Origin of the sequence: Rhizobium redzepovicii (assembly GCF_019793435.1) — a bacterium.
GTDB lineage: Bacteria > Pseudomonadota > Alphaproteobacteria > Rhizobiales > Rhizobiaceae > Rhizobium > Rhizobium redzepovicii.
Genome location: NZ_JAILYH010000001.1, coordinates 87,461 through 110,464 on the forward strand (window position 1 = coordinate 87,461; position 23,004 = coordinate 110,464).

The 23,004-nt window shown below is 59.8% G+C and carries 19 protein-coding genes and 1 riboswitch; of the genes, 8 read left to right on the top strand and 11 right to left on the bottom strand.

The features are described 5' to 3' along the window. The first annotated feature begins 57 nt into the window (after window positions 1–57). Complete coding sequence (locus K6N12_RS00410; protein ID WP_165503882.1) at window positions 58–222, top strand: hypothetical protein; 165 nt, start codon at window positions 58–60, stop codon at window positions 220–222. After that, complete coding sequence (locus K6N12_RS00415) at window positions 219–803, top strand: DUF1349 domain-containing protein (protein ID WP_097629000.1); 585 nt, start codon at window positions 219–221, stop codon at window positions 801–803. The genes K6N12_RS00410 and K6N12_RS00415 overlap by 4 nt, the downstream gene beginning before the upstream one ends. A gap of 68 nt (window positions 804–871) precedes the next feature. Here the strand turns inward: K6N12_RS00415 and K6N12_RS00420 are convergent, their stop codons facing one another. The 11 genes from K6N12_RS00420 to K6N12_RS00470 form a co-directional block, all read right to left on the bottom strand. Beyond that, the gene (locus tag K6N12_RS00420) at window positions 872–1,186 is read right to left on the bottom strand and encodes a MafI2 family immunity protein (protein ID WP_097588476.1); all 315 of its coding nucleotides are present in this window, start codon (window positions 1,184–1,186) and stop codon (window positions 872–874) included. Window positions 1,187–1,208: 22 nt separating this feature from the next. After that, window positions 1,209–1,460: a MafI family immunity protein gene (locus K6N12_RS00425; RefSeq protein WP_097628998.1), complete on the bottom strand. Its 252-nt coding sequence runs from the start codon at window positions 1,458–1,460 to the stop codon at window positions 1,209–1,211. Window positions 1,461–1,627: 167 nt separating this feature from the next. Then, window positions 1,628–2,566, bottom strand: coding sequence for a hypothetical protein (locus K6N12_RS00430; protein WP_246645352.1), 939 nt, complete (start codon window positions 2,564–2,566; stop codon window positions 1,628–1,630). 108 nt (window positions 2,567–2,674) lie between these two features. After that, on the bottom strand, window positions 2,675–3,052 hold the full coding sequence (locus tag K6N12_RS00435) for a hypothetical protein (protein WP_222148551.1): 378 nt from the start codon (window positions 3,050–3,052) through the stop codon (window positions 2,675–2,677). A gap of 280 nt (window positions 3,053–3,332) precedes the next feature. Beyond that, window positions 3,333–3,962, bottom strand: coding sequence for a hypothetical protein (locus K6N12_RS00440; RefSeq protein WP_097628996.1), 630 nt, complete (start codon window positions 3,960–3,962; stop codon window positions 3,333–3,335). Between the two features lie 421 nt (window positions 3,963–4,383). Then, window positions 4,384–4,887 carry a MafI2 family immunity protein gene (locus K6N12_RS00445; protein ID WP_183778128.1) on the bottom strand — a complete coding sequence of 168 codons (504 nt, stop codon included), beginning with the start codon at window positions 4,885–4,887 and terminating at the stop codon, window positions 4,384–4,386. A gap of 171 nt (window positions 4,888–5,058) precedes the next feature. After that, the gene (locus K6N12_RS00450; protein ID WP_222148552.1) at window positions 5,059–12,831 is read right to left on the bottom strand and encodes a hemagglutinin repeat-containing protein; all 7,773 of its coding nucleotides are present in this window, start codon (window positions 12,829–12,831) and stop codon (window positions 5,059–5,061) included. Window positions 12,832–12,922: 91 nt separating this feature from the next. After that, a complete protein-coding gene (locus K6N12_RS00455) occupies window positions 12,923–13,477 on the bottom strand; it encodes a hypothetical protein (RefSeq protein WP_097628993.1) in 555 nt (184 codons plus the stop codon). Between the two features lie 44 nt (window positions 13,478–13,521). Then, entirely contained in the window at window positions 13,522–13,989 is a 468-nt protein-coding gene (locus K6N12_RS00460; RefSeq protein ID WP_097628992.1) for a hypothetical protein, read from the bottom strand. A 13-nt stretch (window positions 13,990–14,002) separates the two neighbouring features. Continuing rightward, window positions 14,003–15,724: a ShlB/FhaC/HecB family hemolysin secretion/activation protein gene (locus K6N12_RS00465; RefSeq protein WP_222148553.1), complete on the bottom strand. Its 1,722-nt coding sequence runs from the start codon at window positions 15,722–15,724 to the stop codon at window positions 14,003–14,005. Window positions 15,725–15,737: 13 nt separating this feature from the next. Next, on the bottom strand, window positions 15,738–16,352 hold the full coding sequence (locus K6N12_RS00470; RefSeq protein ID WP_097628990.1) for an invasion associated locus B family protein: 615 nt from the start codon (window positions 16,350–16,352) through the stop codon (window positions 15,738–15,740). Window positions 16,353–17,056: 704 nt separating this feature from the next. Beyond that, window positions 17,057–17,153, top strand: a riboswitch (TPP riboswitch). 50 nt (window positions 17,154–17,203) lie between these two features. Here K6N12_RS00470 and thiM point away from each other — a divergent pair. The 6 genes from thiM to K6N12_RS00500 all read left to right on the top strand — a co-directional run bounded on the left by thiM (window position 17,204) and on the right by K6N12_RS00500 (window position 22,898). After that, window positions 17,204–18,007: a hydroxyethylthiazole kinase gene (gene thiM / locus K6N12_RS00475; RefSeq protein ID WP_222148554.1), complete on the top strand. Its 804-nt coding sequence runs from the start codon at window positions 17,204–17,206 to the stop codon at window positions 18,005–18,007. After that, on the top strand, window positions 18,004–18,639 hold the full coding sequence (thiE, locus tag K6N12_RS00480) for a thiamine phosphate synthase (protein ID WP_222148555.1): 636 nt from the start codon (window positions 18,004–18,006) through the stop codon (window positions 18,637–18,639). Before thiM ends, thiE begins: the two co-directional genes overlap by 4 nt. After that, the gene (gene thiD, locus K6N12_RS00485) at window positions 18,636–19,469 is read left to right on the top strand and encodes a bifunctional hydroxymethylpyrimidine kinase/phosphomethylpyrimidine kinase (RefSeq protein ID WP_097628987.1); all 834 of its coding nucleotides are present in this window, start codon (window positions 18,636–18,638) and stop codon (window positions 19,467–19,469) included. Before thiE ends, thiD begins: the two co-directional genes overlap by 4 nt. A gap of 216 nt (window positions 19,470–19,685) precedes the next feature. Continuing rightward, entirely contained in the window at window positions 19,686–20,165 is a 480-nt protein-coding gene (locus K6N12_RS00490) for a GNAT family N-acetyltransferase (protein ID WP_097628986.1), read from the top strand. A gap of 24 nt (window positions 20,166–20,189) precedes the next feature. Continuing rightward, on the top strand, window positions 20,190–21,212 hold the full coding sequence (locus K6N12_RS00495; RefSeq protein WP_222148556.1) for a glycoside hydrolase family 3 N-terminal domain-containing protein: 1,023 nt from the start codon (window positions 20,190–20,192) through the stop codon (window positions 21,210–21,212). A gap of 42 nt (window positions 21,213–21,254) precedes the next feature. Continuing rightward, window positions 21,255–22,898 (top strand): ABC transporter substrate-binding protein, encoded by a 1,644-nt coding sequence (locus K6N12_RS00500; RefSeq protein WP_183778112.1) that lies wholly within the window; start codon window positions 21,255–21,257, stop codon window positions 22,896–22,898. Window positions 22,899–23,004 lie beyond the last annotated feature (106 nt).

Here is a 23,004-nt window from a genome sequence, read left to right on the forward strand (position 1 = left end):
CCCAGTTAAGTTCCACAATTATGTAATTCATGTTTTTGTAACAGAATAAGAGATGAAATGATCGTGTCAAGCGGAAGCCGTGGATTATGTCGTGAGACGAGCGTCGCAGCGGCAAACAGCGCCGAACCGCATGTGCGGCTGGCCGCCTGCGCGAAGCTCGCGCATGATGCGGGCGTGAAGAATCGGCAGCGCCACGGCTTCAATAAAGCGAGGATGGAATGAGCATCGATTTCAACGACGGAAAATGGCTGAACGAACCGGAAAGCTGGCAGGCCGACGCAACCGGCCTGACGCTGACAACAGGCGAGAAGACCGATTTCTGGCGGGAGACCTATTACGGCTTCACCCGCGACAGCGGCCACTTCCTCGCCTTCCCTACGGCCGAGAGCTTTACCGCCCAGATCCGCATACAAGGCGAATTCCGCACCCTCTACGACCAGGCCGGCCTGATGGTGCGCCTCGACGAGAACCGCTGGGTCAAGACCGGCGTCGAATTCACCGACGGCGAAGCCTTCCTCAGCACCGTCGTAACCGACGGCAGGTCCGACTGGTCGGTGTCGCAACCCTTCAAGGAACTCGAGGACTTCCACATCCGCGTCACCCTGGCGGCCGGCGCCCTGCGCATCCAGGCTTCGCACGACGGGAGCTTCTGGCCGCTCTTGCGGCTAGCGCCCTTCCCAATCGCCGACAGATACCAGGTCGGGCCCACCGCCTGTACGCCGGAGCGGAGTGGATTGACGGTGCGGTTTTCGGAATTTTCGATCGGGCCGGCGATTACGACGGATCTGCATGATTTGAGTTGAGGAACGCTGTGACGCATTCAAGCGCCTCATGCCGACTGCACCACCTGGAACAGGAGACACAGCCATCCTCACTCGGGCATGTCGTATTCTCGACGGCAATATACAAACCCAGACAATGCGTCCAAATCTTTGAAAAGCCGCGTTGCGTAGGAACATTCCGTATCGATACGTTCGATCAGTTCCGGTCCGGCAGAGGCGAAAACGTTTGTGGATAATACTTCCGCGCTTTCGATATCAAACTCGGTCGGCTCACGCTCAAGGTAATATCTTATGAGAAGAGCCTTTTCATCGAATTCGACGGCGATGGCCCTAATCGCTGGGTAAATCTCTCCCAGTAGATTTCGCCAGATATTGAGGACAAGCCAGTTTGGAAGTTTGTTCACTGTTGTCGCCCTTGCACTGAGCTCACGAATTCGAATGCCTGAGGAAGTGCCATGTATCCTCCTCCAGGTTCATTTCCTCGGCTAGCTCCCGAATGGTGATCAGTTCCCCTGGAGCCGGCACCACGTCATGCTCGTACAATTGCGTGCATAGATTTTCCAATGCGACTGCGCACTCATTGTGCTTCGCAAGGGATATGTATTCGCCGATATATTCCTCGGGCAGGCGTCCGGTGAAATCACCTATGAGCTTGATCAGCTGTTTCTCAACTTCCATACGCACCTCACGGGGCTTGAGCGCTAAATCTATGAAATAATCCGAGCAACTCACCTATCCATGAGGAATTCGGCATTGCACGAAACACAAACCGTTTACCGGCTGTCCACCCACTCAACTTTCATCCGGTAACGAGTATCTCGGCTTTTTTTGAACCGCCTGCTCCATCAATATTGGAGTGCAGCGCGCGTGGGAGCTACAGCGGTAAAGCGTGCGTCGCTGAAATCATACAGGCGCTGAAAGGCATCTTCGCGCTTGTCGGCATAATATCGGAATTGGCTTTTCGACAATCGGTAGATGCAACCACCCCGGGCGAACACAAGGTCGCCGCCGTCCCAATCGGCCCAATCGCTCTCAGGCAGATCGATGAGCAGGGTTCCGTCGCGATCAATCACACGATAATCGAGGCCGTACCACGCCTTTTGCCTGCGACCGATCGCGTGGAGTATCATTTGGAGGCGCCGACCGTTAGAACCGACCTTTTCCTCAACGTGCGGCTGGCTAAAGCGAAAAATCGCAGGCGCATTCAAACCGCAGTACGGCTCTTCACCGATCTCTACCACTCGCCAACCATCGCGCTCGCGCAGGAGGCCATTGATGGGTTCGTCCTCACCGCGGCCTGGCCGGTTCCCGCACGGCTTGACATGCATTCCCGGCTTTAGCCGAAATCCATCGGCGAGTTTGAAGCTGGCCTCCCACTCGGGGGAATGATTCAAAAGCAGTGTTTCCTCATCCTCGAAAATGCCGCCGCCGCCCCAGGCATCCCCTTTCGGCCAAAGGGCCAACGCCGTAAAGAATGGCGGCTTTGATATTGCTGTCCAGCTTCCGTAGGGCGCGCGATTTGTCGCTGCGAAATACACCAGCAGTCGGCCGGACGGGGAAAGATCGCAGCGTCGTTCGTAGATGCGTCCCTTGAACCATTGCCCATGTTCAAAAATATCGTTGCGCAGGTCCCAACGAATTAGCTGCACATGTTTGCTCGGGCCGCGACGGAATATAACACCCGTTCTCGCTCCCCGCGCAAGGATCGCATATAGCCGCGTTGCGGCCGGTTTGTTCCTCTGAACACCTTCGTCTGAGGCGGGGTTGCATTCTTTGATGGTCAACTAGACTGCTTCCCAAGCTTGAGGTGTTTTTCCCGATCCACACCTCACAACGGGCCAGAGCTTACTTCAATTAAACGGGGCAAGGTCAAAGGCTTATCCATGGTTGCGTCACCCAAATAATTGAGAAATGCGGTCCGGGACGGATGACGCCGACTTACCAATGTTGTTTTTGACCAACCAAGGACCGGCAACGAGATCGATATTGTCGATGCCACCTCCATCAAATAAAATCTCTAAATCTTGACGAAACTCCTCAAATCCACCTTCGTATAAGGTTTTTCTAAAGTTACCGTTTTCCTGGCGGATGGATTTTCCAGGATTAAAATCTCCATCAGAAATCAGGAAATTTGCCAGCCGGAGTGCGTGGTTAAATCTGTCGGCTTCAGATTTTTCGTATGGGGCATCCTCGCTGTCGAAGCTAACGACACCGATGATGAACCCGAAGAATATTATATCCCTATCTCCTTCATCATAGAGGTAGTCCACGATTGTCCTTGCATATTCTCGATCCATAGTTTGCTTCTTGTCCGATGGAAGCTTATCGGCGGCCCCCGGCACTGCGAAACTCAGCGCTTATCCGGAGGATTTGAATATACTTTTCGGTTGGGTCGGAGAGGGCGCCAGCAGTATCTCGAGATACACCTCTCAATAAACGTAGAAAACGTCCTGTTCACCACCGTCCAGGTCGTCTTCTCGCCCTTGCAGAGGAACCAACCATTGGTGCTGCCACATTGGAGACCGCCTTCTTTTACTTTCAGAGCTCGGCTCAATTGCTGGGCGGCGTCCTGATGATTGAATGCATGCCCGGCAATTGATCCGCCTGCGCCAAAAAATCGTGCGCGAGTTGTACATTTACGTTGTCGGTTAAGCCTATCACGCCAAAACCAAAATCATCGTGTGGATAAAAAGCCAGATTCCAATCGCGTGAGATCATGAAGCAATGACCGTACAGTCCATACGCAATCATCTTTGCGACAAGTAAAGATCTCACACTTTCGATAGGGAAATCATGCGCTTTCATCAGGGCAATATTCGCCCATTCCCTTTCGACCGATTCAGTATATTCCTGCGAACTAGGATCACACCCAAATCGTTCTTTAAAACCAAATTCTTTGATAAGCCCAGCCCCCACAAGGCCCTCTATTAAATTGGCGTCTCGCTGGTCATCCGCAGCATCGCCGTAATGCCCAACTTCGTCGGAGTTTGCGTGTACCGAGGATGCAATCAAAAAATATTCCAGATCGTTTCTGAAATATCGCATGAAGAAATCGACCGCAGATTCTTCCATGCCCGGCTCATATCGGGTGTCTCTTTCAAAAAAACCGAGGAAGCGATCTGATGCTCCATATCCCGCGAGATTGACTGACATCAGTAGCAACCGAAGGGTATCGCTCATTCTTCTCATGCACAGCTTCGATTCCTTAAACAGACGACCTCTCCTGCGTGGGCGCATCACATAAGTCGCTGCGCCCATGTTTCGGTAAGCTTTGCTCCATTACAAAAGTCACGATGTGAACTGAACCATCAACGATTGGTCCTAAGCAATCGAGATGAAGAGCGGCTACCAGACCCTGCCGTTCGGGGCGCCAGCCGCTCGCATGCGCTCCGATCGCCAGCGCGGACGGCCCCGATCGAGTCTTTCGCGGCCTGTTCTCCGAACGCCAAGCTGTCGACGCTGATGAGACGGACGTTTCTGGACCCCGAGGAAACGGAGCACGGTGGCGATGTAAGACAACGCACGCGGCAAAACGGTTTTGGCCTCATCTTTAAGTTCCGATCGGCTCGCAAGCGCGGCCGCCTGTTCGGGCGTGGTGCCCCTAACCTTCGCGCCGCTTAAAGACAAATACCTCGTTTTGATCGGCACCAATTATTGCAGGGGCATCCACCCTTGTGCAGCTTACAGCCACCTCCTGGTCAGGAAAATGAGACATGATCTCTGTCTCAACCTCGCCCATGTTTTCCTTGTCGATTTCACTTACAGCCAAGTCAAATATCGCGCGTACTTGAATATCTGAACTGCTCCAAGAGCACGTTACCGCTCGTAAATTAGGGCTAACGCTTCCTAGAAGTGACTGCTGTACAGCCAGCAAAACCCGGACGCGTAATTCAGTTTTTTCTGACAGGGTCGTGGCCTCGACGGTACAATTTGCACTCTCTTGCAGCCATAGAAATGATTCCTTTTGTCGTCGGTTTCTCTCACCGGCAACCGGATCAAAATAACTGCCGATGACCTTGCCAAAAGGGTTCATCCGGACGAAGTCGCACGACGTCGCGACAAGAAGGGTAGGCTGCTCGATCATTTCGTATAGACAATTAGACATTTCCCATTTTCCTTCCCAACGAAACTGATGGGGCGGGTGGTTTTGCCTCCGTCAATAGATATTTCCGCGAGTAGTTCTGGATCCTCGAAAGACTGCAGCTCTTTTATTAAATCGCGAATAGTTTTTCCTCTCTCCGTCCAGTTTTGAGCGTCGACGCCGTTTGAGATCATTTCAATCACCTATGCGGTTTAGATTCGTGTCGTAAGTCCCAAGTCGGGTGGCTTTGCTGCCGAGATTCTTGATAGACGTTGCCATCTTCCAAGCGCCCCCGTTATGGCCATCCAAGTCTCGTGTAATATATAGGTTCCCTTTTTTAAACACGGGCTGCCCGCCATGTGTTGTGTCGTTAATCTTTACAAATCCGAGTGCAGTAGCCGCAATTTTTGCCTCACTGTTGGTCTTGTAAACGGGTCCTTTTCCTGCAGCGCCACCCAGCATCGCGGTTGCAATGATCGCATTGATGTCAAGCCCTGTGGCCTCCAACCGATCGATCCTGACGCTCCAGGAAATCGAGGTGTCCTGCCAGATCTTCGAGCGCTCGCCGATTAGCTGTTCGCCGACCAGTGCGGCCGCATTCTGGCCCTCGGCATAAGCCTCGGCATTCGCGCCATCCGGGTCGTCACCATCGAGTTTTTTGATCGCATCAAGGAGCCAGTCGCCCTTCACCCAGGTTTCCACGTCGAGGGGGTGGTCGACGACGAAGGCAAAGCCGGCATTTCTGAGAATATCCGAACGCTTTTCAGCGTCCATCGTATTCAGATAAGCGTAGATGGCATCCTGGCAGTCCTGATAAGACTTGATGCCAAGATGAATGAGTTGACCGTCCCGCTGACGAATAGTGCAATCTGTGGAAAAATCGCCCGCATATGCCGGGGTCACAATCAGGTCGAACAGATTGAATCCCTGTTGCTGGGTGCAGCCTCCGAGAGATCCTCCATTCGCCAGCGCATCCAGGCCTGACTTGATGTTTGCAACTTCTTCCGGAGTCAGTTCCTTGTCCAGGAGGTACTTGTCGATGAAGCCACCTGGCTCGATCGCCTCCTTGATCCCGTTCCCGACGGCCTGCAAGCTGTTGCTGGACATATAAAAATCGAGATCCACATGCTTATCTTTTGTGATCTCGTAAGCTTTGTCGGGATCGCGGTTGAGTTCATCAAGAGGACGCGAGGATGTACCGTCATGTTCGAGCGCTTCCTGCTGTTCCTGATCGCGAATTACAATGTCACCTGAGCCGACCGTGGCGCGAACCGTCTGGCGAGTATCGTCAAGTTGGTAGGAGCCCTCCAGCGTGTGGTTGGTGGTGGAATTGCCGTTCTCGTCCTTGCCACTGGAAAGATCGATGCCGACGTCGACACTGAAGCCTTCATAGTTCATCCGGCCATCGAAGTTGTCATAGGTCAGCGTGCCGGTATCGAGGATGAGGTCGCCGGATTCGGAGACGATCTTGCCGGCACCCAGATGGGTATTGCCGGCGACCGTGACGTCCATCGCGCCAGTGGAAACGAGGCCAGACTGCTCGGTGATCCAGTTCGTTTCGCCGGAGCCGCTGCCGCCGCCGATCTGCACGCCGGAAAGGAGTTGGCCTCCGCCCAAGCTGAAGCCACCGGAGGCAGAGTGGTTGGAGCTTGCCCCGGTGTCGGGAACGGAGAGGATGGTTAGATCGCCGCCAACATTGGCAGTTACCGTGTCACCGGAAACCACCGCGCCCGCGAGACGGGCATCGTTTCCTGATTCAAGGATGATGTCACCAGTGCCGTTGACGTGAGTATTGACCTGAGTGGTTCCATTGGCGTTGGACTTGCCAACCGATGCGTCGGCGCCACCCGTCAGTCCCCCGCTGACACCATTGATGCCGATGCCGGCGGAAACGCCGAAGCTTGCGCCCCCTGACGCGCTGCTCGTCGACGAGCTATCAGTCGCCTGTGCGCTTTCGAGGATGATATCCTTGCCGGCCTTCAGCGTAATATCACCCGCGTTGTCATTATCAGAGATGACGACATTGCCGTCAGCATCGTAACCTGCAGCGATTTGTGCTCCATGACTCGTGAGATCCCCGGAGACTGCCTCGATCGTTACAGACCGCCCTCCGCGTATGTCTGTCAGGACCGGAACAGAGGTTTGCGCCGCCTCCTTTTCCTTCTGATAAGTGAAGCCTACCGTGAGCGACGCCGACCCGACGTTGCCACCCTTTGCAATTTTGTCGAGCGCATCATAGGCCTTGAGCGAGGCAAAGGCGGCGTTAGCTGCGGAATACCCATCAGAGATATTTGCAAGCTTCTGCGCCGCAACGCTCACGCTGTCAGCCGCGCTCACCAGGGAGGTTGAGACCGACAGGCTGATACCCGCGAAGAACTCTTCATGCAGGTGTTCGTAGTTTGTCTGATCTTGCGCCGAGAACAGATTGACGTCGCGTTCAGCAGTGATCCCAACATCGCCCTCGGCCGAGACGTTGGCGGCCTGCAGGTTGGCGTCGCGGCCGGCGGTGATCGTCAGGTCGTTGCCGGCGGAAAGCGTGGCCATCGCGTTGGTCTGCGAGCCTTGCTTCGTCGCGTCAGAAACCGACGACAGGCCGATACCAACGGAAAAGCCGCCGCTGCTCGAGCCGAAGGAAATGCCAAAGCCGGAGCGTTTTTCCTTTTCCTCGGACGAGGCGCTTTCGGCGCCCGGCGTTATGTTGACGTCGCGGGCAGCATCGAGGGTGATGTTCTGGTCGGCATAGATCTGCGAGCCGAGGATGTTGATGTCGGTATCGCGCGACTTGAGTGCGACATCCGTTCCGGCAGAAAGCACCGATGCCACGTTGAGCTCGGAGGCCTGCTTGCCGCTGTTCTGCTGGCTGCCGTAGATCGAAATGAAGCCTCCACCGCCGCCGACCCCGAAGCCGGACTTCTTGCGCGTGATCTCAAGCTCATGCTGCTCGGCCGCACCGATGACCGAGACGCTGTCGCCCTTGACGGAAATCGAACCATCCGCATACGCTTGTGAGCCAGCGATCACCGCAGCGCCGCCGGCATCCAGATTGATATTACCGGATGCCCCGAGTTCGGAAGCGACCGTCGTTTCGTCGTAACTCTTGTAGCTGGATGAGCCTTTGGACAGGAAGCCGCTGCGCGAGCCCTTGTCATCCTTGGCGCTGGTGTCCTTGCCGGAGGCGATGATGAGGTCGCCCTTGGTGGTGATGTTCAGGTTCGCGGCGCCGGCCTCATTGCCGGCTTCGATCTTCGAGGCCGAGATGACCGTGTCCTTGCCGGATTCAATGTCGACGCCGCCACCGCCTGTGATGGCGGAACCGACGGCCGTCGTCGTTTCCTGATGCGTAGTCGTCTTCTCGCTGCTGCCGAGGAAACCGCCCTTGATGCTGAGCTTGGTGTCGAGGGTCGCGGTGTCGGTGGCTTCGGCGATCGTTACGTCACCATCGGCCTTGAGAGCGACCTTGCCGTCGGCGGCGAGCTTGCTGCCGACGATGTTGAGGTCGTGATCGCCGCTGCCGCTGCCTGCCGTCACCGAGAGGTCGCCGCCCGCCGATATCTCTGAGCCGACATGGGTGATCGACGAGGCGGACTTCTTACCGAAGGAGGACTCGGAGCGCTCCTGCGCGGCCGTGATGTTGATATCGTCGCCTGCGGAGAGCGCGACATTGCCGCCAGCCTTGACGGAGGAACCGGAGAGCAGGATGTCGTCGCCGGCCTTGATCGTCGCATTGGTGCCGGCGGATAGCTGCGATTGCTGCTGGTCGGTGGAGAGGGTCTTGGTGTAGCCGGATTGATTGTCGCGGGCGACATCGGTCGACACCACGGCCACCGAACCCTTGTCGGCAGTCACGTCGAGCGTCGTGCCCGCCTTGGCGGAGCTGCCGATGACGTTGACATTGTCGGTGGCCTTGATCGTCAAGGCCCCACCACTGGCGATCTGAGTGCCGGTGGCATTTTGTTGACCACTATTGTCGACCTTGGCCGCATCCAGCGTTACGTTTTTACCGGTGAGCGAAGCGTTGCCTGTGGCATTGACCTTGACGCCCGTCAGCGCCAGATCGCCGCTGCCGCCGGCAAGCTGCAGAGCGCCGCTTGCCGTCACGCCTGCATTGGTATTGACGACGTTCTGGCCGCCGATCGTCATCGTCTGGGCGGCGAGCGTGATGCCGTTGGTGGCATTGAGCGCCGTATCGCCGCGCGACAGGAACGTGCCGCTGCCCTGGATGGAGCTGCCGGAGACGGTAAGGCCGCCAGCCGACGCGATCAGGCCGGAATTGTCGAGATTGCCGACATTCATATTGACCGAGCCGCCCGCCATGGCCGCGCCGCCGCCGGAAAGCTTCTGTCGGTCAGCGGCGGCAACATAAACGACCGGAGCCAGCACCTGGACGCCGTTGACGGTCTGCCATTGGTAGAGGACGATCGACTCGGCCAGCGCCGCCGCCTGCTCAGGCGTGAGGCCTTGGCCGACGGCCAGGCCATGATCCTTGGCATAGGTGGCACCGTTGTCGAGCAGCGTCTTCATCTGCTCGATGGCGCTGTTGCCGGCGATGAACGTGCTTCTGCCGAGCCCTTCGCCGACGAGCTGCCGCAACTGCGTGTCGATCAGTTGGTTCTCGAAATAGGCATCTCCGAGGAAGGGAACCGTCGTCTCCGGCTGATAGCCGATTTTGTCCATGAAATAGCCGGAGCCATAGAAGGTGCCGACATCGAGGTAGGCTGCGCGGGTTTCGAACAGGAACGTCTGGTTGGCTATCTTGCCGCCGAAGCCGCCGGATTTCGGGTTGGCGGGAGGCGCAAGGGCGGCACCGCCGAGTCCCGAATTGACGTTGAACAGCGCACCGCCGGCGGTGAGGCCGGAGAGCGCCGACAGCGGATCGCCGGGATTGCCTGCCGCCGTGACGCTGGCGCCGCCGGCCATCGAGCCGGCCGCCGATGTGTTGCTGACGCTGCCGAAATCGACGGAGAGTGCACCGCCGGCCTTGATGTTGGCCGATACGCCGCCGATCGCCTCGACGGAGCTGACGATGGTCGAGCCGTTGGCGATGTTCTTCGAGGGATTGGCAGTGCCGTTGGCATTATAGGCGGTGCAGGCACCCTGGGCATGGCAGGTCGTCGTCGTCGTGCGGAAAAGGCTGACGCCGGTATTGGTCAGCGTCGAGCCCTTCAGCGTCGCGTCGCCGCCGGCCTCGATCGAGCTGTAGGCATTGGTGAGATTCGTGGCGTCGACAGTAAGGTTGCGGCTCGCGCGGATCGTCGCTTCCGGGCTGAGCGTGCCGACCAACCGGTCTTCGTAAACCGACTGGCTGAGGTGGGACGACCAATCCCAGCTATAGGTGGTGCTTTCATCCGAGCCGCTGAAATTGACCTCGTCGACGATGAAATAGCGCGACGGATTGTTGGGATCGACAACGGGATTACCGTTCGCGTCCCTTGGCACGCGGGCCCTGATCCATTCGATGATCGGCTCGACCTTTTCGGGTCCATCGGCCGAGATCCATGTCCATGCACGATAGGTCGTGCCGTCGGCAAGCGTCGCCTTCGACCAGAGCAGAGGCTGATAATCCTGCCACAGCCCCGGATCCACGCCGGCATAGAGCTGGTACATGTTCTGATCTGCGGTCTCGAGGTAGCCGAAAGGCAGTCCGGCAGCGACGGGATTGAGCGTAAAGCCGCTGACGACGCCTGACGAAACCAGCACCCCGGTCGTCCATTGCGGCGCAGTAGCCCGCTCGTTTGTCAGATTGCTGGTAAGGATGGACATGTCGTTTCCAGCCTGGATCAGACCGGAAATATTGGTGACTTCAGTGTTTCTTACTCCCGATGTCGTCCCGGCAATCTCAAGATCATTGCCGGCGAGGATGGCGCCTTGATTGTTCGTGAGCACCCCGCCGATGAACAGGCCCGCGTCGTGACCGGCATAGGCAAGGCCCGTGGCGCTGTTGGTGAAATCGTCGGAAATGTTGAATGTTAAATCGTGGCCGGCAGCCAATTGCCCGGCATTGGTCAGCGACGGCAGCGTCAGAGTCAGGTTGTTGGCGGCGAGCAGCGCCGTGCCGACCGTTGTCGAGAGGCTGGAAGCGTTGATGTCGATGTCGCCCGAACCGCCGGCATTGGTAACGGCATTGATCCTGGTGCCGCTGAGATCGGCAGCATCTGATAGATTGAGAGTGAGCCCCCCGAGAGTGATGCTGTTATTGCTGAGATTGGCGCTATCGGCGTTGAGCGTCAGCGTGCCGCCCGCAGCGATGTTGCCTGCGCCGCCATTGGAGAGATCGATAGTGGTGGTGGTGAGCGTCAGGTTTCCCTTGGCGCTGGTGGGATTGCCGTAGCTGATCTGGCCGGCAGCGAAGAGATCGGCACTGCCGAGGCTCTGCAGCTTGGTATAGGCGAGATTCTGGCTGGCATTGGCCGAAAGATCGCCGCTGCTCAGCAGCGCGTTGGAAACGGTGATCGAACCATTCGTGGCGGCAAGGCTTATGTCGCCCGCCGGCTGTAGCACCAGTGCGGCATTGGCGGATTGGGCGGTGGCGGCGAGATCGACGCCGGAGGCGATCGTCGCGGCTGCGATCGAACGACCCGAAGCCGTGACGTCGCCCTCAGCCAGGACATCGCCCGATACGGCGATGTCGGCGCCGGCGGAAAGCGTGAGATTGTTGCCGCTGACAAGCGAGGCCGCGGCGATCGAGCCTGATGTCGCGGTGATCGACAGTGCATCGCCGCTCTTTGCCGCACCGGCAATCTGGATGTCGCCCGAGGTGGCGGACAGGGTAAGGATCTGCCCAGCCATGACGCTGCCGGCAGCAATGCCGCCCGAAGACGACATCAGCACGCTGGCGGCGCTGTTGACCTCGCCGCCGACACTCAACAACCCGCTGCCGCTCGACAGCAGGATATCGTCATCGGCGGCGACCGTATCGAGGGTGATGCCCTGATCCGCTTGAACGGCGACCTTTGCCTTCGACGTGACCTTGGAAGCCGTCACCTTCGCCTTCGAGGAGATCGAAACGCCCTGCTGGCCAGAGACGTTGCCGAGCGAGATCTTGCCGTCGGCAGACAGAGACAGCTCGCCGGCATTGGCGGCCATGTCGCCGCGCATGCGCACGCCGGCGCCCTTTTCGGTGACGACGATCTTGATGCGGTCGGCCTGCATGGCGCCGAGCGCCGAACCGTCGATCGCATATTCCGGTGTGCCTGATGTCGCCGCAAGCGGCGTGGCGTCGCCGGTAGCATAATCGAATTGATTACGGCCAGCCGTGACGCGAAGGTCTTTGCCGTAGACCGCGCCGTTGACGTGCACGGAGCGCGAGACGATATCGAAGAGGTCGACCGCGCCAAGCCCGGCGGCGAAATTGCCACCATTCGGTCCGATGGTGACGTCGCCGCCCTTGACGGTAAAGCCGTTGAGCCTGCCGTCGCCGCCGATATCAGGCGCGCCTGTCGTCAACGTCGCATGCGGCGTGTTGATGAAGCCGCAGCCGTCGCAGGTGATGCCGTTCGGGTTGGCGATGATGACGTCGGCTTTCCCGCCGAACACCTCGATCGCACCGTTCAATGCCGAGCGGTTGCTGCTGATCACCTCGTTGAGGATGACCGATGCCGGACCGGAGCTGTTGAGATTGGGGTTGCCCGGCGTGACACCGCCGAGATTGGAGTTGCCGACCTCGCCCTTGAAGTTGTTGAGGATGAGGCCCGGCGTGCCGACGTTGAAATCGTCGTATTTGTTATGCGACAGGCCCTTGCTGTTCGGCGTGACGATGTCGATGAGCGGCACGCCGTTCGGCGCCGTGCCGACGCCCGGCTGGTTGGCGGTCGGCGCCGTGGTGCTGGCCGAGACCGACTGGGCGTTGGCCAGCATCGGCTGGAGGACCAGCAGCGCGCTGAGCACCATCGCAAGCGAGCGATGGGCAAGCCTGCCGAGCCGGCAGCCAAGACCCTTGCCATTCGAACCAAGACCGGTTTTTTCACGCATCGTTTCGTCTTTCCAAACGCACAACTGGTTTTTGTCTCGACATCAATCACGGCCGGCGCTGCCTTCCCCGGCAGCGCCTCGCCTCGTCTCGTTATTTCTGGGTGAGCCAGGTCTTCACATTGCGGGTGAAGGACTTGGAGAGGCGCTGTGCCATGACATCAGGCGCGCCGGACGTGGTCGCAGCATTGACCGCGACTGCGATGATCACGCCGTAACCGCTTCCGCGCATGGAGAGGTCTTCGCCATGGATGTTTTGCGCTTGGGCGATCAGTTGCCCGGTCTTGGCATCCTCCAGCCGAACGGTTCCGTCGATCATGCTGTCGTGACCACCGATTATGCGGGCCTGCTTTGTGGTGACGTCGAACACATGCAGCGTCACGACCAGCCTGCCCCTGTTAGGGCCACCCGGCACGCCGATCAGTTCCTTCGACATCGTGGCTTGGAGGGTGCGAACCGCGTCGGAGACCTGCTGGTCGGGCTTGTCGCCAAAACCGAATGTCTTGACGTCGGGAGCCAGCTCGATCCGGATCTCGCGCACGGACGTCCGCTGCAGGGCGGCAATCAGCCGAGGATCTGTCCTGGTGGTGACGCAGGACGCCAGGGTCGCCGCCAAAAGGAGAAGGGTTAGAAAACGCACGATACGCATAAGCAACTCCAGGGTTCATTCACGAGTTCAGTTCGTCTGCGGGCTCAGTTCCGGCTGTTGGACGACGAGGCCGGCTTTGGTTTGCTGTCGAGATGCTTGTAGAGTTCGGTCAGCTGAGACTTCGGCGCCGGGCAGCCTTTCGATTTGGCGATGCTGGCCAGGACATTGTTCCTGTTGCGCAAGGCATCGATCTCGACCTTCTCAGGCGATTTCGGGTCCATGAAAAACAGCGCGGGCAGAAACAGCAGCACACCGGTCGCTCCAAGCACGATGTTCTTCCCCTGCGCATCGGTGCGCTCCTTCACCGTCGAGGAGATCTGCCGCTCGTTGGCCTCGAATTCACGCGCGATGCCGGCGCAATCGAAGGCGCTGTCGGACGGGTTGGTCGAAGCGACCGGACGGGCCTCCCGCCCGGCGCAGCCGGCAAGCGACATGGAAAGAGCAAGGATCAGCGCCGTCGATCTTGAAAGGGTTTTGGCGGGCTTGTTCGTCGAAATACTGCGGGTGGTCATTGTCCTGCTTTCGTTACCAATGAGCGGATGCGCTGAAATAAAAGAGCCCGCCGTCGACATCGTCGAGGCTGCTTGCAACAATGTCGGAATAGCCGAGGTCGGCGCTGATATTGCCGCCGACGGTGCGGATGCCGGCCGTCCAGCCGGCGAGGTTGCCGCCTGATATGTCGAAGCGTTTCTGCGCATAGACATGGCCGTAGTCGAAGCCGAGATAGGGGCGCAGTTCGCCGAATGCCTTGGCGGCCGCGCCGCCGCTTTCGTTGGACTTCGTTCTCCAGACGATCTCGTTGTGGCTGAACATGCCGTTGTTGCCGAAGAGCACGCCTTCGCGCGTGCCGCGGACATTGCCGTAGCCGCCGAGAGAGATCTGTTCGGCACCGAGCAGATTGTCCGGGGAATATTGACCGCTGAGCAGCGAGGTGAATTCGAACTGCCGGCCGGCCGCCTGGAACGGCTGTGTCACGCTGACGGTGGCGTTGAATTTCGAAAATCGCGGATCGGCGTTGCCGGCGCCGGGATCGCCGGGGTCCACCGCATCGAAGAGACGGAGCCCCTTGTCGAGGCTGGCGTCGAACATCCAGATGCCGCCGAACATGCGGCGGGAATGGGAAATGCCGATATCACCGACCGTATAGCGGCGGCTGCCGACCTCGATCAGATTGCCGAGCAGGAAGTTGTTGGTCTGCTTGTAGGTCAGGCCGCTGCGGACGGTTGTGATCGAATCCTTGTCGCGAGAGATAACGCGATCGATGCCGAGACCGGCCTGCCCCGAATTGCCGGAGGTTTCGAGCGTGCTGAAGTTTCCCTCGACCGCACTTTCATATTGGTACCAGGAGCCGTTCAGCGACAGGGTGGAGTAGCCGTAGGGCACGCTGACGCTGCCGGAATAGCTGTTGCCGTAGCCATTTCCGTCATTCTCCCACGGATAGCTCGGGCCGCTGTGCTCGTAGGAGAAATTCCACTGGTCATTGATGCCGAGCAGGTCATCGTAGCCGAGCGATGCCGAGCTGCGGGAAAAGCCGGTGCTCTCCTGCCCCATATTGTTGTTGCCGAAGGAGACGTGCCAGGGCCGGCCCGGACGGTTTTCGATGTTGAGGATCGAGGTTCCGTCCTTCGGGCCGGGTAGCATCGCCGATTTGGCGTCGTTGGCCTGCAGCCGGTTCATCTGGTCGAGCCCCTGCTCGATATCGCGGATATTGACGACGCGGCCGATCAGGCCGGGAAAGGCGGTCGCCAGCGAAGCATTGCCGGCCACTTTCCGGCCATTGAGATAGATGTCGGAGAGCGTGCCTTCGACGACCAGCAGACGGAGGATCCTGGTCGTGCGGATATCCTGCTGCGGCACATAGGCGCGCGAGGTCACATAGCCATGATCGATATAGAGATGCGTGACATCCCTCAGGACCGCATTGATCTCGGCGAGGCCGACGCAGCGATTGCCGTAAGGCGCCGTCACCTTACCGATCTCCTGGGCCGACAGCAGGCTCGCCCCATCGATCTCGACCCGCGTGATGTCGAAACAGGCGCCGTTGCCCGGTGCGGCGGGCAAAGCGCCGTTTTCCGCATCCGTGCCGCCGCCTGGTGTGGCGCGCCGCAGGGCATCCAGCCGCTGGGTCTGCGACTGCTCTTCCTGGCGGCGGTTGAAATCATCGGCAGGCGTTTGCGCGTAAGCGGGGGCGATCACCACTGCGAGGGCGGCGCCGGCAATCAGAAAGTATCGAATTTCTATGGTCATCGGTGAAATTCGGCTACTTCGCGGCGACGGACTGAAGCTCGTCGAGGGCCGGCTTCAGCCCCTTCAGCGAGAAGCGGATATTGACGTCCTGGCCGTTCATCAGCCGCACCAGCCCCTCGGCCGCCGCGCCCTTCTTCAGCGCCGCAGTCATCTTGGTATCCAGCGCCAGCTGCGCCCAGCATCCGGTCTGGTTGCAATTGCGGTAATCGAGCTTGGCGACGGGCTTGCCGTCGGCCTTGATCGACAGGCCCGAGGGCAGGAAAACATTGAGCGGCAGAAGGGCGGTCAGCATCAGCCGCGCCTTGCCCTTGCCTTTGTCGGAAGGCGCGGCAGGCGCCGGCGGCGCGGATATCGCCAGCGTCAGGATATTGACGGGTTTGCCGTCCTTGGTGACTTGCGCCACCTGTGCGACTTCGCAGGCCTCGGTGCCTGCCGAACCCGTGCAGCGATAATACCAGTCGTCGAATTTTTGCGATTTTATCGCCGGCGCAGGTTGCGCCGGCGCCTGTTCCGGTTCTTGACCATCAGGAGATTGCGAAAAGGATGGGCTCGCGCAGGCGATCGATATCAGAATGGGGGCGATCGTCCAAAGGACCCTCTTCATGCCGCTTTTCAAAAATTTCTTCATTTAAAATGCAACTTCAGGAAGATTTTATTTGGGTTGGAAGTCATATCGCTACAATCCGCAATTTGGTCAACCTTAACGTGTCAGCACGGTAAAGTTTGCGTTAGGTATTTATTTCGCGTTCTGGGAGATTACGCTCAGTTTGCCCGAGACCCCATTCGCAACGAAATCGCCAACAGATTCCGAAATTCGAATAAAACCGCTTGGCGAGGGACATGAGACGATGCGCAACTTACGCGAAGCTGGTCACCTGCTCGTTTTTATTGAAAATCAGGCGTATAATCGGATAGGATGAATAATTCCGCATCGGCGGACATCCAGAAAAATCTGCGAAAGATGAGCCGTACTCATTTTGAAGAAAAGACGTTCCAAGGCGCCGGCTTTATCCCCGATGCCGCCCACGAATACTGAGATGTATTTCAGAAATTCGTCACACCCGCGGGTTGCTGCGACTGTTCTTCTCGGAAGGGAAAGGACAACCGAATGGTGAAAAGGCGGCGGCCAATGCAGCCTGGGACGGAATCCGCGGGCCGTATTCGGGAAAACCTGATCAAGACCCGAATCGGCGGCAAGCTCTCGGCCCCCGTAAAGCCCGGGCCTCGCCGTCGAGGATGATAGCGTGCCCGCAGCGGACTTCACGCGCCGCGCCGTCGCAGCACTGTCATTTTCGAGATGACATCCGCCCCGTTCTCTGCGAAAAAGAGCGCGATGAGAGACAGGGGCGTTCGTCGACAGACGGGCTGAGAAGCACCCTTCGAACCTGAACCGGATAATGCCGGCGGAGGGAGTCGCTCGGGGTCGCGGCTTAGCCCGCACGATTTACCCCGTGCCCGCCCCCGCCTGAAAGGGGCCACATGCAGACCAGGAGCACACCAGGAGCCATGCTGAAGGCGATGCGCGAAAAGCCGCCGCTCGTTCAGTGCATCACCAATTATGTCGCGATGAACGTCGCCGCCAATGTTCTCCTGGCCGCCGGCGCCTCGCCGGCCATGGTGCATGCGGCTGAGGAAGCCGGTGAGTTCGCCGGCCTCGCCAGCGCGCTGACCGTCAATATCGGCACGCTGTCGACGCAATGGATCGACGGCATGCAGGCGGCGGCGAAGGCGGCGACCTCGGCCGGCAAACCCTGGGTGCTTGATCCGGTCGCCCATTATGCCACTGCCTTTCGCCGCGACGCGGTCGCTGCTCTGCTGGCGCTCAAGCCGACGATCATCCGCGGCAATGCTTCCGAGATCATCGCGCTTGCCGGCGGCGAGAGCCGCGGCCAGGGTGTCGACAGCCGCGATCCGGTCGAGCAGGCCGAAGGTTCGGCGCGATGGCTGGCCGAGCGCCAGCAGGCGGTCGTCGCTGTCACCGGCGCTGTCGATTTCGTCACCGACGGCGAGCGGGCGGTGCGCATCACAGGCGGATCGGCCTTGATGCCGCAGGTCACCGCGCTTGGCTGCTCGCTCACCTGCCTCGTCGGCGCCTTTGCCGCCACCGTGCCCGAGGATATGTTCGGGGCGACGGTCGCAGCCCTTTCAACCTTCGCCATCGCCGGCGAGGAGGCAGCACTCGGCGCGGCCGGTCCCGGTTCCTTCGCCTGGCGCTTTCTCGATGCGCTGCACGCCCTCGACGCCGAAACGCTCGATGCCAGGGCAAGGATATCGGCTGTATGAAGACCTTCGATCTTTCGCTCTATCTCGTTCTCGATCCCGACCTCTGCGCGGGGATCGGCATGGTCGAGACCGCGCGCCGTGCCGTTGCCGGCGGCGCGACGATGGTGCAGCTGCGCGACAAACATGCCGGCACGGCCGGAATGATCGAGACCGGACGCGCCTTGAAACAGGCGCTTGATGGCACCGGCGCCCGCCTCGTCGTCAACGACGATGTCGAGGCGGCGATCGCCATCGGCGCCGACGGGTTGCATATCGGCCAGGAGGATATGGATGCGGCGACAGCGCGGGCGATGATCGGTCCCGACATGATCCTCGGCCTGTCGGTCGAAACCGCGGCGCTTGCTGCTGCCGTCGATCCCGATCTCGTCGACTATACCGGCGTCGGGCCGGTGTTTGCGACGCCGACCAAGGCCGACCACAAGCAGCCGATCGGTTTTGACGGTCTTGCCAAACTGGTGGCGGTCTCGCCGGTGCCCTCGGTTGCCATCGGCGGGCTCAAGGCGGAGCATGTGGCCGAAGTCTTTGCCGCAGGCGCAAGCGGGCTTGCCGTCGTCTCCGCCATTTGCGGCGCGCCGGATCCGGAAGCCGCCACACACCGCATCGCCGCAGAAATTCGAAAGGCCCGCGCATGATCCGCAACGTCCTCTCCATCGCCGGCTCCGATCCCTCCGGCGGCGCCGGCATCCAGGCCGACCTCAAGGCCTTTTCCGCCCGGGGCGTCTACGGCATGGCGGTGCTGACGGCGCTGACGGCGCAGAACACGCAAGGCGTCAGCGGCGTGCATCTGGTGCCGCCTCCATTCGTCGCCGATCAGATCAATGCCGTCTTTGCCGATGTGCGCGTCGATGCCGTCAAGATCGGCATGATCGCCAATGCCGGCATCGCCGAGGCCGTCGCCGCCGCACTCGACGCAGCTGTGGCCGCAGCACCGGCCGACCGCCGCGGCATTCCCATCGTCATCGATCCCGTGATGATCGCCAAGGGCGGGGCCGCCCTGCTTGCGCCCGAAGCCGTCGACGTGCTGAACCGCCGGTTGCTGCCGCTCGCCACACTGCTGACCCCGAACCTGCCTGAAGCCGCCGCCCTGCTGCACCAGCCGGTCGCGACGAACCGGGCCGAGATGGCGGCGCAGGCCGAAGGCCTGCGGGCGCTCGGTCCGGCCGCCGTGCTGGTCAAGGGCGGCCATCTCGACAGCGACGACAGCCCCGACGTGCTTGCCACAGCCGACGGCCTGCACTGGTTCGAAGCCCGGCGGGTGCCGACCAAGAACACCCACGGCACTGGCTGCACGCTGTCGAGCGCGTTGGCGGCCGAGCTTGCCAAGGGCGCCTCGGTGCCGGAGGCGGTCGCCATCGCCAAGGATTACCTCGCCGGCGCGGTCGCCGCCGCCGGAAGCCTCACCGTCGGCTCCGGCCACGGGCCGGTGCAGCATTTTCATGCGCTTTGGAAAGTGACGGGATAAGCATCCATCATCGACGCACCCCTTTCAATCGAAACGGCTCGGGCTCCCCGGGCCGTTTTTGCGTTCGGCAGCCAGCTTGCTTTTGATCGAGAGCATCATGGCGAGCAGCATCGCGCCATTTGAAAAACGCAGTTGACAAGCTCAGCCAGATAGCCAAGTCTATGACATTAAAAGGGGATATATTCCGCAATAACGGAATACGAGGAGGAATGACCGGTGCCAGACCTGCTTGTGAGTCTATACTCCACAAAGCTTGCCGATCTGAATCGGAAAGCCGATCTTGTCGGTGTCTCCATCCGACCGGCCCTCCCCCCGGAACTGCATCTCGTCGTCGACTGGGTTCGCCAGCAGTTCAGCGAAAACTGGGCGAGCGAAGTCTCCGTCGCCTTCTCCCGCCAGCCGGTTGGCTGCCTGATCGCCGTCGACGGCGGCAAGCTGCTCGGCTTTGCCTGCTACGACACGACGGCGCGCGGCTTCTTCGGCCCGACCGGCGTCGACCCGCAAGCCCGCGGCAAGGGTATCGGCCTCGCCCTGTTTTCCGCCTGCCTGCAGACCATGAAGACGCTTGGCCATGCCTATGCCTTCATCGGCGATGCCGGCCCCGTCGATTTTTACGCGAAGACCGCAGGCGCCATCATCATCCCCGCCCCCGACAAGGGCATTTACGAAGGCATGCTGAGACGCACGCCGACCTGACCATCTGATCCCGGAGTTACAGAATTGTCCTCGACCCCGCTCGCCCTTTTCGTCGGCCTTCCCAATCCAGTCCTTTCGGATGATGAATTCGCCCTGTTTCGTGAGACCAATCCGATGGGCCTCTTCGTTGGCCGGCGAAATCAGCGCGAGCCGGAGCAGACGAAGCGGCTGATCGAACGCTTTCGCGAAGCCGTCGGCCGCGACGATGCGCCTGTTTTCACCGACCAAGAAGGCGGCCGCGTGCAGCATCTCGATGCCGGCCCCTGGCCGCTGTTCCGCAGCTTCGGCCAGTTCGCCGAACTTGCGCGCCGCGATTTCGCGCTCGCCAAAAAAGCATTGCGCCTTTCCTCCCAGGCCATGGGGGCGATGATGACGGAACTTGGCCTTTCCAGCGGATGCTCGCCCGTGCTCGACCTCGTCTTCGAGACGACGAGCGCTGTCATCGGCGCCCGCTCTTTCGGCCCCGATCCTGATGTCATCGCCGCCCTCGGCCGCGAGGTGATCGACGGCCTGCTCGAGACCGGCAACATGCCGGTGATGAAGCACATTCCCGGCCATGGCCGCGCAACGCTTGATTCCCACAAGGAACGCCCGGTGGTCGATGCCAGCCGCGAGACGCTCGCTGCGACGGATTTCAAGCCCTTCGTGGCGCTGAAGGATACGCCCTGGGCCATGGTTGCCCACGTCGTCTACTCGGCCTACGACAAGGAATTGCCGGCCTCCATCTCGCCGGTCATGCACGACCTCATCCGCAACGACATGGGGTATGACGGCGTGCTGATTTCCGACTGCATCTTCATGGAATCGCTCTCCGGCACCCTGCCGGAACGCGTCAAACAGGTGCTCGACGCCGGCTTCGACATCGCCCTCCACAGCCATGGCGACGTCAGGGAAAGCGAAGCCGCCGCCAGGGCGGCCCGGCCGCTGACGGACGCAGCTCTCAAGCGGATTGCCGCCGGCAAGGCCCGCCTCGGCAATCTCAAGATCGATGTCCGCGCAGCCCATGCTGAAGTCGAAGACATGTTTGCAAGCGCGCTGGTTTCCTGACCGGCGCGCCATCTCTCACCGCATAAAAAAGGGGAATAAGACATGAAAAAATATCTTCTTGCCGCCGCCCTGACGCTGCTTTCGGGCTCCGCCATGGCGCAAACGGTCCTGACGGCGAATATCGAACCGGCGACGACCTGGGTGCGCAACTTCAACCCGTTCAACCAGACCTCGTCGCGCCAGTCGACGCTCGATTTCATCTATGAGCCGCTGGTTATCTTCAACCGCTTCGACAGCAACAAGCCGGTCTATCGCCTGGCCGAAAGCTTCAAGCTCTCCGACGATCTGAAAAGCATCGATTTCAAGCTGCGCCCGAACCTGAAATGGTCTGATGGGAAACCGCTGACCGCAGCCGACGTCAAGTTCACCTATGATTATCTGAAGAAATTCCCGGCGCTCGACTTCGTCAGCATCTGGAGCTTCATCACCGATGTCAAAGCCGTCGACGATCAGACGGTGCGCTTCACGCTCGCCAATCCGAGCTCGCTTGCCGCCGAGCAGATTTCACAGCTGCCGATCGTTCCGGAACATGTCTGGAAGGATGTTGCCGACCCGGTCACTTTCGCCAACGAGAACCCGGTCGGCAGCGGCCCACTGACCGAGGTTCCGCGCTTCACCGGCCAGACCTACGACCAGTGCCGCAACCCGAACTATTGGGACAACGCCCATCTGAAGGTCGATTGCCTGCGCTTTCCGCAGCTTGCCGACAACAACCAGATGCTGACGGCAACGGCCGACGGCACGCTCGACTGGGGCGTCTCCTTCATTCCCGATATCGACAATGTCTATGTTTCCAAGGATCCGGCCCATTTCCACTATTGGTATTCGCCGAGCAGCATGGTCGCCTTCCTGTTCAACCTGGAAACGGCAAACGAGAACAACAAGAAGGCCTTCAACGACCTGAAATTCCGCCGGGCCGTCTCGATGGCGCTCGACCGCAAGACGATGATCGACGTCGCCGGCTACGGCTATCCGACGCTGAACGAAGATCCCGGCCTGATGGGCGAACTTTACAAGAGCTGGGCGGACCCCTCCGTCAAGGCTGATTTCGGCAAATTCGCCACCTATGATGCTGACGCCGCCAAGGCCCTGCTCGACGAAGCGGGCTATAAGGACAAGGACGGCGATGGTTTCCGCGACAATCCCGACGGCAGCAAGATCTCTTTCTCGATCATCGTGCCCAGCGCCTGGACCGACTGGATCGACACCGTCAATCTCGCCGTCGAAGGCATGCAGGCGGTCGGCATCGACGCCAGGATCGAAACGCCTGAAGAAGCCGTCTGGACCGGCAACCTTATCAACGGCACCTTCGATGCGGCGATCAACAGCCTGCCGGCCTCGGCCTCGCCCTATTATCCCTATAAGCGCGCCTTCAGCGCTTCGGACAAGGGCAAGACCCGCTTCACCGCGCAGCGCTGGTTCAATCCCGAGGTCGAAAAGCTCGTCACCGAGTTCACCCAGACCGCGGATCTTGCCAAGCAGAAGGACGCGATGAACAAGGCGCAGCGTATCGTCGCCGAGAACATGCCGATGATTCCGGTGTTCAACAATCCGAACTGGTATCAGTACAACACCAAGCGTTTCACCGGCTGGTCGACCAAGGAAAATCCCTTCGTCAATCCGTCGATCTCACGGACCAATCCGGCACGCCTCCTGAACCTGCTCGCGCTCGAGCCGGTCAAGTAAGACACCTCCCGGGAGCGGCGTCAGAGCATGATGCCGAAAAGTGTAAGCGGTTTTCGGATGACATCACGCTCATCCAGAAGCGCCGCTCCCGTCACGACGGAGTTCT

Bases quoted from the DNA above. Each gene is read 5' to 3' on its own strand.
- K6N12_RS00410 (WP_165503882.1), top strand. From the start codon at position 58: ATGATCGTGTCAAGCGGAAGCCGTGGATTATGTCGTGAGACGAGCGTC.
- K6N12_RS00415 (WP_097629000.1), top strand. From the start codon at position 219: ATGAGCATCGATTTCAACGACGGAAAATGGCTGAACGAACCGGAAAGC.
- K6N12_RS00425 (WP_097628998.1), bottom strand. From the start codon at position 1,460: ATGGAAGTTGAGAAACAGCTGATCAAGCTCATAGGTGATTTCACCGGA.
- K6N12_RS00440 (WP_097628996.1), bottom strand. From the start codon at position 3,962: ATGAGCGATACCCTTCGGTTGCTACTGATGTCAGTCAATCTCGCGGGA.
- K6N12_RS00445 (WP_183778128.1), bottom strand. From the start codon at position 4,887: ATGTCTAATTGTCTATACGAAATGATCGAGCAGCCTACCCTTCTTGTC.
- K6N12_RS00450 (WP_222148552.1), bottom strand. From the start codon at position 12,831: ATGCGTGAAAAAACCGGTCTTGGTTCGAATGGCAAGGGTCTTGGCTGC.
- K6N12_RS00455 (WP_097628993.1), bottom strand. From the start codon at position 13,477: ATGCGTATCGTGCGTTTTCTAACCCTTCTCCTTTTGGCGGCGACCCTG.
- K6N12_RS00460 (WP_097628992.1), bottom strand. From the start codon at position 13,989: ATGACCACCCGCAGTATTTCGACGAACAAGCCCGCCAAAACCCTTTCA.
- K6N12_RS00465 (WP_222148553.1), bottom strand. From the start codon at position 15,724: ATGACCATAGAAATTCGATACTTTCTGATTGCCGGCGCCGCCCTCGCA.
- K6N12_RS00470 (WP_097628990.1), bottom strand. From the start codon at position 16,352: ATGAAGAAATTTTTGAAAAGCGGCATGAAGAGGGTCCTTTGGACGATC.
- thiM (WP_222148554.1), top strand. From the start codon at position 17,204: ATGCAGACCAGGAGCACACCAGGAGCCATGCTGAAGGCGATGCGCGAA.
- thiE (WP_222148555.1), top strand. From the start codon at position 18,004: ATGAAGACCTTCGATCTTTCGCTCTATCTCGTTCTCGATCCCGACCTC.
- thiD (WP_097628987.1), top strand. From the start codon at position 18,636: ATGATCCGCAACGTCCTCTCCATCGCCGGCTCCGATCCCTCCGGCGGC.
- K6N12_RS00500 (WP_183778112.1), top strand. From the start codon at position 21,255: ATGAAAAAATATCTTCTTGCCGCCGCCCTGACGCTGCTTTCGGGCTCC.